The following is a 15,154-nucleotide window of genomic DNA, read 5'->3' as shown; positions in this document are numbered from 1 at the left end:
AAGTATGACTCATTTGAGGTAAGCTTTATCTATGATAAATCGGAGGTGCTTCTTGTTGTCTGACCAACCCTTGGTGTCCATTATTATTCCAACGTATAATCGCCGAATCGAACTCGCTGAGCTTGCAGAATCATTATACCGCCAAACGTACAAAAACTTGCAAATCATTATCGTCAACGATGCCGGACCTGCGGTAGATTTCATTCAGGATCTGTACCCTGAGCTCGCCATCCAGATTGTGAATATGCCGCAAAACCTGAAGCACGTTCACGCTCGAAACCGCGGCCTGCAAGAGGTGAAAGGCGATTACATCATGCTGTGCGATGATGATGATTTGCTGCTCCCGATCCATATCGAACGCATGCTGCAAGAAATTGAAGGCTATGATCTCGTGTATCCCGACGTCGAAATCTTCGATTATGTGTATGAGAACGATGCCCGCTCCATCACCAATCGGTTCGTTTTTGCCTATGAATTCGATGTGCCGGCGATGCGCAGGTTCTCCACCTTTTTCTCCTCCGGCTGCATATTTCGCCCTGAGTTGATAGATGCTTTGGGACCTTTTGACACCGAAGTATTCCATTATTGGGACTGGGATTTCTTCCTGAGAGCCGCCGAGAAATTCCGCGTGAAGCGTACGCCAGCTGCTAGCGTCCTCTACGCTTTTGCGCAGCAGGGCACGAGCAACATGTCGGGCCAGCTCGACAATATGCGCCCCTTTTTGGACATGCTCTCCGTCAAGCACGGGCTCGGCGATTTACCGACCAAAAACTTCTTCCTCCTGCTGGAGGAACCGGAAGTTAAGGCGCGTCAAGCGAAGACCGAAATCGTCTGGGACGGAGAACCGATCCGTTCGCGTCTATTCAAATAAACCTTTGCCGTATAAGCTTCGAAACTCGCTCGGCGTCATTCCTTCATGCTCCTGAAACCGCTGGTTAAAATAGCTGGCGCTGGCATAACCGGCTTGCACAGCGATATCCTTGACCGGCAAGCTTTCCTTCTCAATCAGGCGCTGCTTCGCGAACTGCATGCGGCATAGCGTAATGAAAGAGAGCGGCGTCATTGAAGTCGCTTTGCGAAACAATTTGCAGAAATAATACGTGCTTACGCCTGTGAGCTCCGCCCATTCTTCCAGAATGAACGGTTCGCAGGCTTTTTGCTGCATGGTGGGAAGGATAGCCAGAATCCGGTCCACGGATTCCACCCCCCGATTGCTCGTTAAAGGTGCGGCGTAGCTCATGAATTCACTCAAAATTTTGTAGCTTAACGTGGAGAGGTTCGTCGGCTTCACAATGTTATTGGCCTCCGCTTCCAGCAGCAGCTCATGAAACGCTTCCTCAAGCTCGCTCCATCTTTTGAGCGTCCACAGCGTCCGCAGAAAGCCTTTTTCCAGCATAAACTCCTTCAGATGATTCCCGTAAAAATGAACCCATCGAACGTCCCAAGGATCTTCCTTGGAGGAGTAATAGCGTTGTTCTTGGAGCGGGAAGTACAGGAAAGCATCGCCTTTTTGAAGCACATGCTGCTCTCCTTCGATCTCCACGTACCCTTTGCCTGAAAGGATAAAATGGATGCTGTACGTCTCATAATAGCCTTCTTGCCGGTAAATGGAATGGTCTGGGAAATCTTGGTACCAGCCAACCGATTCCGGAAAAATGAAATACGGGCATTGCTGCAGCCTCGGCAGCATGACTTGCCGTCTCACCCTCATCACCTCTTTCCTTAATGACAATATTCCGATATCAGATGCAATATATTATCATATTCATTTTAAATAACTCGTTTTATAATAACAATATACCGCTATCAAATATTTTACTATAAGGAGATATGCTCTCATGACTAAGCTTCGTTGGGGAATTTTAGGATGTGCCGGAATTGCAATACGGGCGTGTATTCCGGGAATTGTGCAGTCCAAAACGGGAATTGTAAGCGCTATAGCCAGCCGCAGTTTAGAGAAATCTCAGGAAGTTGCCGAAAAGCTGGGCATTCCAACCGCCTATGGCAGTTATGAGGAATTAATTGCGGATCCGGATATCGATGCTTTGTACATCCCTCTGCCGAATCATCTGCATAAAGAATGGACCATTCGCGCTGCTGCTGCCGGAAAGCATGTGCTTTGCGAAAAACCGGCTGCGTTGACAGCTGAAGAAGCGGCAGAAATGGTAGCAGCCTGCGAGCAAGCCGGCGTACAATTCGCGGAAGCATTCATGTACAGACATCATCCACGCTACGAGCGGATCAAAGAGATCATTGCATCCGGAGAAATCGGCGACCTTCGCGGCATCCATGGCGCCTTCACGTTCAGCAATCCGGGCGACAGCAAGAATGTTCGCTTCAAACGTGAATGGGGCGGCGGTTCGCTCTATGACGTAGGCTGCTACCCGATCTCCGCTGCGAGAATGATTTTGGGCCGGGAGCCTAAGGCGGTTACGACCCATGCGTTCTTCTCCCCTGAACATGATGATGTCGATATGATGATGTCAGGCTTGGTCGAGTTCAGCGGAAGTGTTGCGCTAACGTTTGACTGCGGCATGTGGGCCGGCTTCCGCAATACGCTTGAAATCGTAGGCGCCAAAGGGCGTATTGAGATTCCTTCCGCCTACGTAACCCCAACCGAGGAATCCAGCCAGTTCATCGTCCATGTTGGCAATGAGCGCCGGGTAGAGAACGTCCCGTTCCTTAACCAATACGCGCTGGAGGTCGACGATCTGGCCTATGCCGCTTGGGGCGAGAAGCAGCCGAATTTTCCTGCGAACGATGCCACTCTTAACATGAAAGTGCTTGATGCTTGTCTGGAATCAGCAAGAAAGCGCTCCCGAATTGTTCTGTAACGACCACTACGATCATGCGAAAGGCTGGGATGACCGCGATGAAACATATTCAAATTAAAGGCTTAGATAAACCGGTTTCCAAACTGATTATGGGCTCTGACTTTTTCCGTCTGAACAACGGTCAGGAAGTCAGCGACATTCTTGGACATTACTTGGCGATTGGCGGCAATACCATTGACTCCGCCTTCATTTACTGCGGCGGCGAAAGCGAGCAGGCGCTTGGCATCTGGATGGATGAGCTGGGCAACCGTGATGACATCAACATTTTTACCAAAGGCGCGCACCATGATCAGAACGGCCCCCGCGTGAATGCGGAAGCGATCCGCAGCGACCTGTTCACATCGTTGGAGCGGCTGCGCACCGACTACATCGACCTCTATGCGCTGCATCGCGACGATCCGGCGATACCTGTCGGCGTGATTTTGGAAGCGCTGAACGAGCATGTAGAAGCCGGGCGCATTCGTGCCTTCGGCGGCTCCAACTGGACGCATGCGCGTCTGCAGGAAGCGAACGACTACGCTGCAAAGAACGGCCTTATCGGCTTCAGCTTCAGCTCTCCGAACCTCAGCCTCGCGAAAGCCAAAGAGCCCTTCTGGAGCGGCTGCGTCTCCGTCGACGAGGAAGCTCTGCGCTGGCACGAAGCTGCGCAGCTGCCGCTGCTGTCCTGGTCTTCCCAGGCGCGCGGATTCTTCACAGGCCGGTACTCGCCGGACGTGCTCGACAACGCCGACCTCGTCCGCGTCTTCTACAGCGACGAGAACTGGACGCGGCTGCGCCGCGCGGAACAGCTGGCACAGGAAAAAGGCGTAACCGCGATCCAGATCGCGCTCGCCTATGTGCTGAGCCAGCCGTTCCCGGCTTGCGCGCTCATTGGCCCGCGCAGCGAAGCCGAAATGCTTTCATGCCGCGACGGCGCGGAGCTTGTGCTCACTCCGCAGGAGTTGGCATGGCTTGATTTGACTGCTGCTACTGTGTAGCAGCATATGTTTAGGATGCCCCGGCTGCTTTCGGCCGGGGCTTTTGGCGTTTAGCTCAGCCTCTCTCACTGCCAATTCCCCTCAAATAAAGGACTATAATCCTCTCTCGACGAAAGAGATAGTCATTACTGAACGATTTTGCAAACCGAGGCTCACCGCAGTAGGTTGATCGGCGAATCCATCATAATGACGGAGTTGATTCTATTGAAATATTTTATTATTACCGGGACATCCCGTGGTCTTGGCGAAGCAATGGCGCTTCAGCTCATTTCTCCGGAACATCGCCTGATCTGTATTTCTAGAAAAAAGAACGATGCGTTGATGGCAAAGAGCAGCCACCTCCATTACATCGAATATGATTTGAATAACATTGACGGAATTGAGACTTTAATGGAACAAATATGCCGCCAAATCGATATGGCAAATGCCGAAGGAATCTACTTGATCAATAATGCGGCCGTTCTAGCACCATTTTCCCGAATCGAGCAGGCAAGCTCACAAGCGTTGATGACTAGTCTCCATGTAAATCTGCTAGCTCCCATCGTACTTACCTCATGTTTTATTCGTTCTACCGACCATCTGCAGATCGAGAAGCGGATTTTGAACATTTCCTCTGCCTCTGCCAAGCATCTTCTTCCAGGCATGAGCGTGTATTCTGCCTCTAAGGCCGGGTTGGATATTTTCTCAAGAAGCGTGGGATTGGAACAGGGCAATGAACCGACCTCAGTCAAAATCGTATCCGTTTGGCCCGGGATGATCGATACGAGCTTGCAAGAAGAAGCAAGAAATGCCAGTCAGGACACAGCCGCCTCAGCGGACATTTTCAGAATGGTAAAAGATCGGGGCATGCTCGCATCTCCTGCGGCAGCAGCCAAACAATTGATCAAACTACTGCTTGGCCATTCCTTTCATCAGGGGAGTGTTGTCGAAGAGCTTCGCGCAGAGCCTGGCACCTAATGGACGGCTCATCCATCCACATGATAAGATATACGTAAGCGTTACTTACATCGTTAGCTAGCTTTCCTGAGGGAAAGCTTTTTAGGAGGTTCCATGGGAAAGACAGATATTCGCCGAGATGCCATTATGCACGCCATTAAAGATAAAGGCTCCATCGCCTTGACCGATATCGTTCAGCAGTTTGCCGTATCCGAAGCAACGGCTAGACGGGACCTTGAAATTTTAGAACAAGAGAAACGCTGCATCCGCACCTTCGGTGGCGCCGTGCTGGAAAGCCTGAAGGTGGAAGTCCCCTTTTTCAACAAAATGGACCTCTGTACAGAAGAGAAGAAAGAAATCGCCGACAAAGCGCTAAACTATATTGAAGATGGCGATATCATCGGCTTAACAGGCGGGACGACAACGACGTTCATTGCCAAGAAGCTGAACCAATTCAAGAACCTCACCGTTATCACCAATGCGGTAAATATCGCCTATGAACTGATCGGCACACAAGGGCTGCAGCTCATTCTGACAGGCGGCGTGATCCGCACGCAAACGTTCGAGCTGTCGGGTCCTCTCGCCAATGCGACACTCGATAACCTCAGCATCCGCAAAACATTCATGGGCGTAGACGGCATTTCGCTAACGCGCGGCATGATGATTTACAACGAACTGGAAGCCGAGACGAACCGCCGAATGATGAAGCAATCGATGGAAACATTCCTCGTTGCCGACCATTCCAAGTTTAGCCGGAGCTCTTTATTTGTCATAGGTGAAGTGCAGGAAACGACCGGAATTATTAGCGATTCCAAAATAACCCCGGAAATGAAAGAAGCCTTCAAAGATGCCGGAGCCCGTTTCTTGTAAAAATAGAAAACTCGATCTCACGGTTCATTTACCGCGGGGATCGAGTTTTTTTTCAATTAACAGCACCTGTTAATTTTACCGCTCTCATAACGCTCATGCAGGGAATGCAGGTAGAACTCTTTTTCCGTCAAAAGGGGGGCGTCCGGATGGCACTCCTGCTGGTGCTTCACATATTTGGCATAGTCCGGAATATTGAAAATGACTTTGATCGTCGAATTTACCTTGCTCGTAAAGCTGGCAATCGTTCTCAACACGCATCACGCTCCGAATGTGGATTGGACGAACGGCGATTCTTGTAATTGAGGCTTTTGCTTTTGAATCAAAATGTTGAACCATAGACGGAACGAAATGATGATCATCAGAAGAACAACGATGCCGAAGAAAATCGTTAACCCCGCATCAATATAGTTGTTCGTTACGATTTGGTGCATAACGTCCATATTTTTGGCCGGCGCAATAACTTGTCCTTTATCAATGCCCTCTTGATACTTTTTCGCTGCCGCTAAAAATCCGATGCTGGCGTTTGCGGAAAATGCTTTTTGGTAGCCCGCAGTCAGCGTAGTCACGGCCAGGAACACGAACGGGAACATGCCAACCCAGGCATAGCGTGCTTTGCCCATTTTGATCATAATCGTAACCGCTACGGCTAGCGCGATAGCAGCCAACATTTGGTTGGCAATGCCGAAAAGCGCCCATAAAGAGTTGATACCGCCGAACGGATCGACAGCTCCTTGATACAGAAAGTACCCCCAAGCCAAGCAAACAATTAACGAAGCAATGAAATTGTATCTTAAATCTTTGGTTTGCCCAAAAGGCTTATAGAAGTTGCCGACTAAATCCTGCAGCATAAATCGGCCGACGCGCGTCCCCGCATCCACGGCAGTCAAGATAAAGACAGCTTCAAACAAAATCGCGAAATGATACCAGAATGCTTTGGCGCCGCTTAAAAAAGTAGAGAAAATTTCAGCCATCCCCACAGCCAGCGTTGGCGCTCCGCCCGTGCGGGAGAGTATGGTTTTTTCACCGATTTCTTTGGCCGTGCTTGTAATCAGGTCCGGGGTTAAGGTGAATCCCCAGGATGAAATTTTGGCAGCGACTGCTGCAGGATCGGTTCCAATTACCGCCGGTGAAGAATTCATCGCGAAGTACAGGCCGGGCTCCAGGGAACAAGCCGCAATCAAAGCCATAACCGCGACGAAGGATTCCGCGGCCATACCGGCAAAGCCGATAAACGGCGCATGGCTTTCTCTATCGATCATTTTGGGCGTCGTCCCGGATGAAATCAACGAATGGAACCCGGAAACCGCGCCGCATGCAATCGTGATGAACAAGAACGGGAACAAATTGCCGGAAAATACAGGTCCGGTTCCATCAATAAACTTCGTTACGGCAGGCATTTTTAGCTCTGGTAAAATAACCATAATGCCGCCAGCGAGTAAGAGAATAACGCCGATTTTCAAAAATGAGCTTAAATAATCCCTCGGAGCAAGCAGTACCCAAACGGGCAAAATGGAAGCGATAAGACCGTAGACCACCATCAAAACCGCGATTTGCGGAGCGGTGAACGTAAACATTTCAGCCAGCACCGGGCTTTCCGCAATATACTGGCCTGACCACAAAACGATCATCAACAAAACGAAGCCAATGATAGAGCCCTCGATCACTTTGCCCGGACGAATGTAGCGCATGTAAAAGCCCATAAATATGGCGATCGGCATCGTCATGGCGATGGTGAACATGCCCCACGGAGATTCTGCCAACGCTTTTACAACCACGAGTCCGAGAACGGCCACGATGATGATCAAGATCGCTAGCGTTGCAATGGAGGCTAACGTTCCGCTGAACCGCCCCACTTCATCCTTGGCCATTTGTCCAAGTGACTTGCCGTCACGGCGCATAGAGCCGACAAGGGTCACAAAATCCTGCACGCAGCCCGCTAGAACGGCCCCGATAATAATCCAGAGGATGCTTGGCAAGTATCCCATCTGCGCGGCCAGAATCGGACCAACAAGCGGTCCTGCGCCTGCGATTGCAGCAAAATGATGACCGAACAAAACAAATTTATTCGTCGGCACGAAGTCCTTGGAATCGTTATGAACGTGAGCAGGGGTTGCCCGGTTGTCATTTAGTTCATAGATCTTTTTGGCGATAAAACGGCTGTAGAAACGATACCCGAACGAATACGTACAAATAGCAGCAACGATCAGCCATATCGCCGAAATGCTCTCGCCTCTCGACAGCGCAAGCATGGCGAAACCTGACGCACCAAGCAGGGCAATGGCCGCCCAGATTACGTAGGAAGCGAATTTGTTTTTTAAAAGAAACATGTGTGTGAACACCCTCCAAATTAACATGAATGTTAGCGCTTACAAAGAGTATAGCTTGTTTGAGAAACAAGCGGAATACGTGGAACGCAACATGCCATTTTCGTGCCTCATGATGTTAAATTTCGAGTTTCAAACGCAGCATCTTCACATAATTCCGGCTTACAGGTATCGTGCATCGTCCGGCATCTTCCATGAGCAGGTTGTACGCCCCGTTTACCCAAGTCTTCATTTCGGAAATGGATGCGAGGTTGACCAGATAGCTTTTGTGGCAGCGGAAAAAACCGTACGGCTCCAGCTTGTGCTCCAGTTCCGATAAGGTATAAGACACGATATAAGCCTTATCATAGAGGTGAACTTGTACATGCTTGACCTCCTTACTGATATATATGATATCTTTCGGCGATACATAAATGATTCCCTCGTCCAATTCCAGCGCAAGCTTTACGCTTGTCTTAACGGATGGTATATGGCTCCCGCTTGCGGGCGCTGCGCCGCTGCGAGGCTGAATTTTGCGCAGCTCGCGGAAAACCATCACGATATCCTCTTCATCGTACGGCTTCAGCATATAGTGAAACGCACGAAGCTTAAACGCATGAACGGCATATTGATCATAGGCTGTGGAAAATACGATTTTCACCTGCGGATTGATTTCACCTACAATTTCAGCAACCTGCAGCCCGTTTAGATCCGGCATGTCCATATCCAGAAACAAGACATCCGGCGCTAACTCTTTGACCTTCTTTATTGCATCCATCCCGCCTGATGCCGCAGTAACCTTATCCACCTCCGCATGGCTTTCTAACAAATAAATCAGTTCTTCTCTAGCCGGCTCTTCATCGTCCGCAATGACAATATTCCAACCCACCCGCGATTCACCTCACCCAAAATGTAATCATCGTGCCTTCCCCCGGCTTGCTCACGATTTCCAGCGGATGCTCTTTGCCGTAATGATAATTCAAACGCTGCTCGATATTCCGCAAAGCCATCCCGGCGTGCTCCATCTGACTGCCCAGCCCGGCGGCTTCCAGTCCGATTCCGTTGTCCTCTACAGTAATACGCGTACGAGGCTTGCCATTGTTGCGCTCCTCTTGCACGGTAAGCCTGATGATTCCGATGCCCGGCTTGTTTTTAATACCGTGAACAATGGCATTCTCAATCAGTGGTTGGATCGTAAACGGAGGAATCGAATGATCCAGCAGCTTTTCATCGATTTCAGCGTAAAATTCCATCTGATCCCCCAAGCGGGATTTGATCAAGCTGAGGTAAGACATCACCAATTCGTATTCATCGCGTATGGTGATGAGGCTCTGGTTCCCGTGGCTCATATTTTTGCGCAAAAATCTGGATAAGTGCATGACCATCTGTCGCGCCTCTTCCGGTTTCGTGCGGATAAAGGATTTGACCGTGTTCAGCACATTAAACAGGAAGTGAGGATTCATCTGCGCCTGCAGCGAGCGAATCTCCGCATCCGCCAACAACTGCGTCTGCCGCTCGGATTCGACGAACGCATACTGCTGGGAGAGCAGTTCCGCCAGGGAGGACAGCATTCGCCTGCGTGACGGATTGTCATCCTGTTCCCGCTCAAAATACAAGCGAAACTGCCCGACCAGCGGGCGATTCGGCACACGGATGAGCAAATCGTTCCAGTGCTGCGTTTTTCTGCCTTCCGCTACCCACGCTTCGCCATCCTTGCTGAAAAATGCGCCGGCAGCCCTCATTTCCTCATTCAACACTTTTCCGATTTCCGCTACGGCCTTGTCGAACTCCAGCCGCCACAGCGGCATTGTCATATCCGCAATCTGCAGCGCTTTACGGGCATGCTCATCGCCAATTCGCGCCTCTTCCCGCTCCATCGTATTGTACAGCACAAAATACAAGGCAACGCCGATACTGTTTGCGAGTGTCTGCGGCAAGCCAATAAGCGAAACCAACTCAAGCGCATCATTCCACGGCTTAGCTAAAGCAAGAATAAGAATCATCTGCAAGGATTCGGCCATGAAACCAACAACAAAAGCGAGCTGCACGGACGATACTTGACGGAAGCGCTTCTTGAACGCATTGCGGCACAGTCCTGCCAAAATACCTTGCAGAATAGGCGCGATCATACAAGCAACGGCAACGAATCCCCCTAAGCTGTAGCGATGAACTCCTGCCAAGACGCCGACGATGAACCCGCTCTTGACGCCGCCGAGCAGTCCGGCAATGACAACACCAACGGTTCGCGCGTTCGCGATCGCCGCCGTCGGCGCAACTTCGCCGATCCAAGGCGCCGGCCTGTACGTATAGTCGGAAACGGTCACACCCGAATACGTCGCAAGTATCGCATAAGCTGAAAAAAAGAACAGGAAGCGCCATTGATACGTCCTGTCACCCTGATAGCTCATGTAACTGCGCATCCAGCGGCTGCGGGAAAAGGCAAACGCAAGCGCTATCAAGAAACCTACCCGCTCCATCATATCTACGAACAACTGAAGCAACTGAAGCATGAATCACTCACCTTTTATCATCTCATACCGTAATCCTAACAGAAATCGTGCGTGCTTGCAGTAGGTTGAGTTAGAGGTTTGAGACGGCCTTTTGGGACGGCTCACCGCGATTTCACACCGTCTCGGCGCGTGAGAAGGCCTTTTCCGACGGCTCAAGCCCCCGTTCCCCCAAACACAAAGAGACCGCCCAGGGTGGTCAGATTAGACCCTCCAAGACAGTCCCATTTGTAAACATCCGCCAAACCCTACCCGGCATTAGCTTCCTCAGCCTTCGGTTGAGCCGCTGCACTCGCTTTGTACTTCAACGTAGGCAGCATAATAAATACGCCAATCAGGAAGAGAACGGCTGAAGTGACATAAATGGACTCCAGCGAGAATGAAGCCTTAATCCTTCCCGCCAAACTCATCGTAAGCACCATCGCTCCCATGAACAGCGGGTTCAAAATCCCGTTCACACGACCAACAAACTCTTCTTCTGTGTTGCCGAGAATCATCGTGGAGATCCCGATTTGAATAGCCGGCATGACAAACCCGGAGAAAAATTGCATCAACAGCGCCACCCATACCAAATGGGTCAACCCCAATACCGCAAAAGCCACAACACTTACAGACATCCCGACGATCAACAGCGCTTGCGGGGACACTTTCTTGGAAAAGCCCATCGTCACACCGCCGCCGAGAATCATCGCAATGCCGTTAGCTGCCATAAACCATTGCAAATGATCCTTCGGCAATCCCAGATTCTCCGTTACTAGGAAGATTCCCAGCGGGGAGATTAAACCGATCGCCAAACCTGCTACGGCAAAGCAGCCGCCCAGGGTGACGAGCATTTTATTTTTCAGAACATATTTAAATCCTTGACCCATTTCAGCAAAAATGTGCGTGGATGGCTTCTCGGCTTCTCCTTCATTTTTGCGATCCGCAGGAAGAAACGTTAGCGCGAGTGCGGAAAGCAGGAAGCACACGCCCATGATGGCCACAGCGACTTCGATCCCGAAGTGATAGTAGACGAAAGTGCCCATGATAGGCCCCAAGATCATGAAGATCGCCATCATGGATTGAAACAATGACATCCCCATCTGCATTTGGGATTCATGCACATGTACCTTGAACAGCTTCATTCCGGACGGTTGGGAGAACTGGGACAAGATGGAGGAGACCAGCGTAGCGAAGAAGATCGCCTTCCATGAGCCGTAGTACAAGGTAATCATAATGACAAACACGGAAACGGCACTAAGGATATCGCACCAAACCATCGTTAATTTGGGTCTCCACCGGTCCGCAAAAGCACCGCCAATAAAGGAGAAAATAAAGATTGGCGCAAACTCGGCCACCGAAATTAAAGAAACCGAGTAAGGATCGTTATTGGTCATATCTGTGACATAGAGAAGAATCGCAAAGTTACGAATCCAGATTCCGATTTGTAATAAAAGACCAGACAGCATAATGGATTGCACGAAACGATTGGCAAAAAACGACCGCATCGTCGGCGCATCCGAGGCTACAACATTAGACATAACAAACACCCCTTTTCAATATAAAATAGATCCATCCAACATAACTCCTTTCTAACGTGACAAGAAGAAAAAAGTTGCACTAACCTCATCTAATTTAACGAAAAAGGGGGTTTAGCGTCTAGTGAAATACGTCATATGACCAGTCATAACTTCCTTGCCTCATAACTCCTGTCTCCATCCAACCGGATATTGTTCCGACAAAGTGACAGGCAGCCGCCCAACCGGCTTCTCGATCCCGAGCAGCACATTCGCCAGGGACACCATCGCGAGCGGACGATTTTCGTAACAGGCCAAATACGTCTTCACCTCAGGAAACTCAAGCAAATCATAGGGGTTGCGGCCGGCGGCTACGATAAGATGCAAATCTTCTTTCCCGGCCAACGCTTTGACCAACCCCGTCTGTCCTGGCGAGAACGCCGCATTATACGTGACCACAACCGCCTGCTTCGTGCTCTCGGCTGCTTGAAGAGCCGCGGCAATCTCCGACTCTGAAGGGTACAGTCCCAGGTACACTTCTTGAACAGGCTTTCCTGAGATTGCAGACAGCGTACTGCCCAGCGTCCCCTGCCGGTCCACAACCTCATCGATTTCCGTTCCCGTCTGCACTTCCGTCCAAATCACGAGCGTCGATTCGTTCCTATCCAGAAGTATGCCGGCTTCATTCTTCACCAGCGTAATGCTTTTACGGCTAAGCTCTTTCGCCAAAAACTGATGCTCCGGCGTTGAAATAGCGCCTTCCGGGATCGGCTCAAGCCTATCGTACTGAATGTCCCTTTTGCACTTATAGGTCATTACCCGCAGAACGGACTCATCAATACGAGACTCAGGAATTCGTCCGCTTTCAACGGCTGCAATCACCGCTTCCATGGCGGACACTTGGCGATCCAGCCTATGACTAACCAGTATAAGATCCGATCCGGCCTCAATGGCACGCACAGCGCCTTCTGCGACTCCGATGCCTTCGGATATCGCCTTCATCTCCAGACAGTCCGTTACGATGAGTCCTTTGAATCCCAATTCCTCCCGCAGCAGCTCCGTTAAAATGCGATACGATAACGTGGAGGGGACACCGTTTTGTTCTAACGCCGCGAACACGACATGCGCGGTCATAATCGCGTCTACGCCTCCTTCAATCGCTTTGATGAAAGGGGCCATCTCAAGCTCCATAAGCCGCTCCATGCTGTGCGGAACAACCGGGAGATCATGATGCGAGTCCTCTGACGTGTCCCCGTGCCCCGGAAAATGCTTAACCGTCGCAATCACGCCCATGTCCTGCAAGCCTTTCACGGCATGCGTCCCCATATCGCCTACGATCGCAGCCGTCTCCCCATAAGAACGTACGCCGATGACCGGATTCAAGCGGTTATTGTTAATATCGAGGCATGGCGCAAAGTTCATATTCACGCCCATCTGGCGCAATTCCTTGCCCATGATTTTAGAGCTTGCATATACGCCCGCCGGTGCAAAAGCAGCCCCAAGCGCCATATTTCCCGGCAGCAGCGTGGCTCCCTTTTCAATCCGTGACACCATACCGCCTTCTTGATCCACAGCAATAAATAACGGCTGTCCGCCGCTTCGGAGACTGATCTCTTGCAGTTCTGCCGACAAACGGGCCAATTGGTGCGCTTCTTTCACATTACGTCGGAAATAGATGACGCCGCCAAGCCCATAATCCTCAATTAATTGCGTAATCGCTGCATTAGGCTCTGGAGATTCAAAGCCGCAAATGAACAATTGTCCGACTTTTTGACGCAGCGTTAACGGTTGATGCAGGTTGCCGGATGACGATGACATAACGGACACACTCCTTGGTTTAAATGGCTAATCTTTCAGGCATGCGGTTCATCCTGCTAATTCGTATGCGTTTCTTCCTTATTCGAAGCATCCTGCTGCTTCTGTATTTCCGTCATCAGCGTAACAGGATCGGTTCTTCCGCCGACTAATTCCTGCATGCCGCGCTCCAGTTTCTCACGGACCTTCGTTTGAATGCGCGAGTCGAAGGCGGGGAAAGCCCCTTTACTGTTTGCAAACACATCCAAAATTTGTGTAATCAACGGATTCAAGTCGCTCGTATCCTGCAGCTTCATAGCCGGCGGCATGCCTTCTTCGACCAGCTGTCTTTTTTGCATCTCTTCCGTGTACATCTGTCTGATGAATTCCTTGATCGCAACAAGCTGCGCTGGGGTTGCTTTCTTCGAGAAGCCGTAAGCGTTTGACCAACCGCCATTGATATATCCGTCGCCTGGACCGCCCATATCCGGGAAGCTCATAAAGCCTATGTCCTTCACAATGGCAGACTTCTCCGGATCAAGCAGCGGCGTATTGGCCCAACTTCCGTCAAACATGAAAGCTGTCTCGCCGCTGCTGAATTTGTTTTGCTGCTCGGCATAGGAAAGCAATAAGCTGCCCTCTTGGAAATACCCTTTTTTCACCAACATGTTGTATTTCTCAAAAGCATCCACAACATCGGGATCCGTCCAATGCTTGCTTCCGTCCAGAAACCCTTCGATTGATTTCGGCCCTGCCGTGCGCACCCACATCGTATTGCTCATCATGTTAATGACCCAAGAATCTTTGGCCGCCAGCGCGAATGGCGTTATTTTCTGAGCTTTCAGTTTCGCTGCAGCGGCAAGCAGCTCATCCCACGTTTGAGGCGGTTTGATTTGATGATCGGCCAAAATCTTTTTGTTATAATACAAGCCCTCGACATACCCGGCCATCGGGATTCCATAAATTTTGCCGTCGACTGTAAATTCCTCAAAGCTGTAGAACTTATTCATTAGCCCCAGTTCGTTCAATATAGGCGTCAGATCAAGCAGTCTGTTCGCTTTGACATAATCCTTCGTGTCCGTTCCGCCGAACAAGTCGAAAATATCCGGCGGATTGCCGGTGGCCATCTCAGCTCGCAGCTTTTCAAACCGATTCACCTTGTCCTCTACACCATCCAGTGTAATCGACAGACCCGGCACCTTCGCCTCCGTGTTTTTCACGACCTCCTGCAGCATCGCCAAACGTTTTTTCTGCGTATCTTTGACCTGCGTATGACGGATGGTCAGCATAACCGGTTCTGCTTTAGCCCCGGAGCCAGGCGCTTCGCCGCTTAGATTGGTTAAGTTTAAACGGCTGCAAGCTGACAGGATGAACGATACGGCCACGACCCCTGCTACCTGGATCAACGTTCTTATTCTCATCTTTCTTGATCTCCCT

Annotated in this window: 13 protein-coding genes; 5 read left to right on the top strand and 8 right to left on the bottom strand. The window is 50.5% G+C overall.

Annotated features, from left to right (window positions below):
- Positions 1-55 precede the first annotated feature (55 nt).
- Entirely contained in the window at positions 56-871 is an 816-nt protein-coding gene (locus GC097_RS30260) for a glycosyltransferase family 2 protein (RefSeq protein ID WP_246294545.1), read from the top strand.
- Here GC097_RS30260 and GC097_RS30255 read toward each other — a convergent pair.
- Positions 860-1,705 (bottom strand): helix-turn-helix transcriptional regulator, encoded by an 846-nt coding sequence (locus GC097_RS30255; protein WP_171686971.1) that lies wholly within the window; start codon positions 1,703-1,705, stop codon positions 860-862. The two genes, GC097_RS30260 and GC097_RS30255, sit on opposite strands and share 12 nt — an antisense overlap.
- Positions 1,706-1,838: 133 nt before the next feature.
- On the opposite strand from GC097_RS30255, the gene GC097_RS30250 reads away from it, so the two are divergent.
- From GC097_RS30250 to GC097_RS30235, 4 genes are all read left to right on the top strand, one after another.
- Positions 1,839-2,834, top strand: coding sequence for a Gfo/Idh/MocA family protein (locus GC097_RS30250; protein WP_171686970.1), 996 nt, complete (start codon positions 1,839-1,841; stop codon positions 2,832-2,834).
- A gap of 38 nt (positions 2,835-2,872) precedes the next feature.
- Positions 2,873-3,811: an aldo/keto reductase gene (locus tag GC097_RS30245; protein ID WP_171686969.1), complete on the top strand. Its 939-nt coding sequence runs from the start codon at positions 2,873-2,875 to the stop codon at positions 3,809-3,811.
- Positions 3,812-3,997: 186 nt separating this feature from the next.
- Positions 3,998-4,768 carry an SDR family NAD(P)-dependent oxidoreductase gene (locus GC097_RS30240; RefSeq protein ID WP_171686968.1) on the top strand — a complete coding sequence of 257 codons (771 nt, stop codon included), beginning with the start codon at positions 3,998-4,000 and terminating at the stop codon, positions 4,766-4,768.
- Positions 4,769-4,861: 93 nt separating this feature from the next.
- Positions 4,862-5,617: a DeoR/GlpR family DNA-binding transcription regulator gene (locus GC097_RS30235; RefSeq protein ID WP_171686967.1), complete on the top strand. Its 756-nt coding sequence runs from the start codon at positions 4,862-4,864 to the stop codon at positions 5,615-5,617.
- Between the two features lie 56 nt (positions 5,618-5,673).
- Here the strand turns inward: GC097_RS30235 and GC097_RS30230 are convergent, their stop codons facing one another.
- From GC097_RS30230 to GC097_RS30200, 7 genes are all read right to left on the bottom strand, one after another.
- Positions 5,674-5,871, bottom strand: a complete 198-nt coding sequence (locus GC097_RS30230) for a YbdD/YjiX family protein (RefSeq protein WP_312875748.1) — start codon at positions 5,869-5,871, stop codon at positions 5,674-5,676.
- A 3-nt stretch (positions 5,872-5,874) separates the two neighbouring features.
- Positions 5,875-7,944 (bottom strand): carbon starvation CstA family protein, encoded by a 2,070-nt coding sequence (locus GC097_RS30225; protein ID WP_171686966.1) that lies wholly within the window; start codon positions 7,942-7,944, stop codon positions 5,875-5,877.
- Between the two features lie 115 nt (positions 7,945-8,059).
- Positions 8,060-8,809 carry a LytR/AlgR family response regulator transcription factor gene (locus tag GC097_RS35110; protein WP_171686965.1) on the bottom strand — a complete coding sequence of 250 codons (750 nt, stop codon included), beginning with the start codon at positions 8,807-8,809 and terminating at the stop codon, positions 8,060-8,062.
- 7 nt (positions 8,810-8,816) lie between these two features.
- A complete protein-coding gene (locus tag GC097_RS30215) occupies positions 8,817-10,430 on the bottom strand; it encodes a LytS/YhcK type 5TM receptor domain-containing protein (RefSeq protein ID WP_246294544.1) in 1,614 nt (537 codons plus the stop codon).
- A 245-nt stretch (positions 10,431-10,675) separates the two neighbouring features.
- Positions 10,676-11,947: an MFS transporter gene (locus GC097_RS30210; protein WP_171686964.1), complete on the bottom strand. Its 1,272-nt coding sequence runs from the start codon at positions 11,945-11,947 to the stop codon at positions 10,676-10,678.
- Between the two features lie 159 nt (positions 11,948-12,106).
- On the bottom strand, positions 12,107-13,741 hold the full coding sequence (nagZ, locus tag GC097_RS30205) for a beta-N-acetylhexosaminidase (RefSeq protein ID WP_171686963.1): 1,635 nt from the start codon (positions 13,739-13,741) through the stop codon (positions 12,107-12,109).
- Positions 13,742-13,797: 56 nt separating this feature from the next.
- Positions 13,798-15,138, bottom strand: coding sequence for an extracellular solute-binding protein (locus GC097_RS30200; protein WP_171686962.1), 1,341 nt, complete (start codon positions 15,136-15,138; stop codon positions 13,798-13,800).
- Positions 15,139-15,154: the final 16 nt, after the last annotated feature.

It is taken from the genome of Paenibacillus planticolens (assembly GCF_013141725.1).
GTDB lineage: Bacteria > Bacillota > Bacilli > Paenibacillales > NBRC-103111 > Paenibacillus_E > Paenibacillus_E planticolens.
Note: the sequence above shows the minus strand (reverse complement) of the source record. Positions and strands in the feature narration are given on the sequence as shown.

Excerpts from the sequence above, each read along its gene's own strand:
- GC097_RS30250 (WP_171686970.1), top strand. The coding sequence starts at position 1,839 with ATGACTAAGCTTCGTTGGGGAATTTTAGGATGTGCCGGAATTGCAATA.
- GC097_RS30245 (WP_171686969.1), top strand. The coding sequence starts at position 2,873 with ATGAAACATATTCAAATTAAAGGCTTAGATAAACCGGTTTCCAAACTG.
- GC097_RS30240 (WP_171686968.1), top strand. The coding sequence starts at position 3,998 with ATGACGGAGTTGATTCTATTGAAATATTTTATTATTACCGGGACATCC.
- GC097_RS30235 (WP_171686967.1), top strand. The coding sequence starts at position 4,862 with ATGGGAAAGACAGATATTCGCCGAGATGCCATTATGCACGCCATTAAA.
- GC097_RS30225 (WP_171686966.1), bottom strand. The coding sequence starts at position 7,944 with ATGTTTCTTTTAAAAAACAAATTCGCTTCCTACGTAATCTGGGCGGCC.
- GC097_RS30215 (WP_246294544.1), bottom strand. The coding sequence starts at position 10,430 with ATGCTTCAGTTGCTTCAGTTGTTCGTAGATATGATGGAGCGGGTAGGT.
- GC097_RS30210 (WP_171686964.1), bottom strand. The coding sequence starts at position 11,947 with ATGTCTAATGTTGTAGCCTCGGATGCGCCGACGATGCGGTCGTTTTTT.
- nagZ (WP_171686963.1), bottom strand. The coding sequence starts at position 13,741 with ATGTCATCGTCATCCGGCAACCTGCATCAACCGTTAACGCTGCGTCAA.
- GC097_RS30200 (WP_171686962.1), bottom strand. The coding sequence starts at position 15,138 with ATGAGAATAAGAACGTTGATCCAGGTAGCAGGGGTCGTGGCCGTATCG.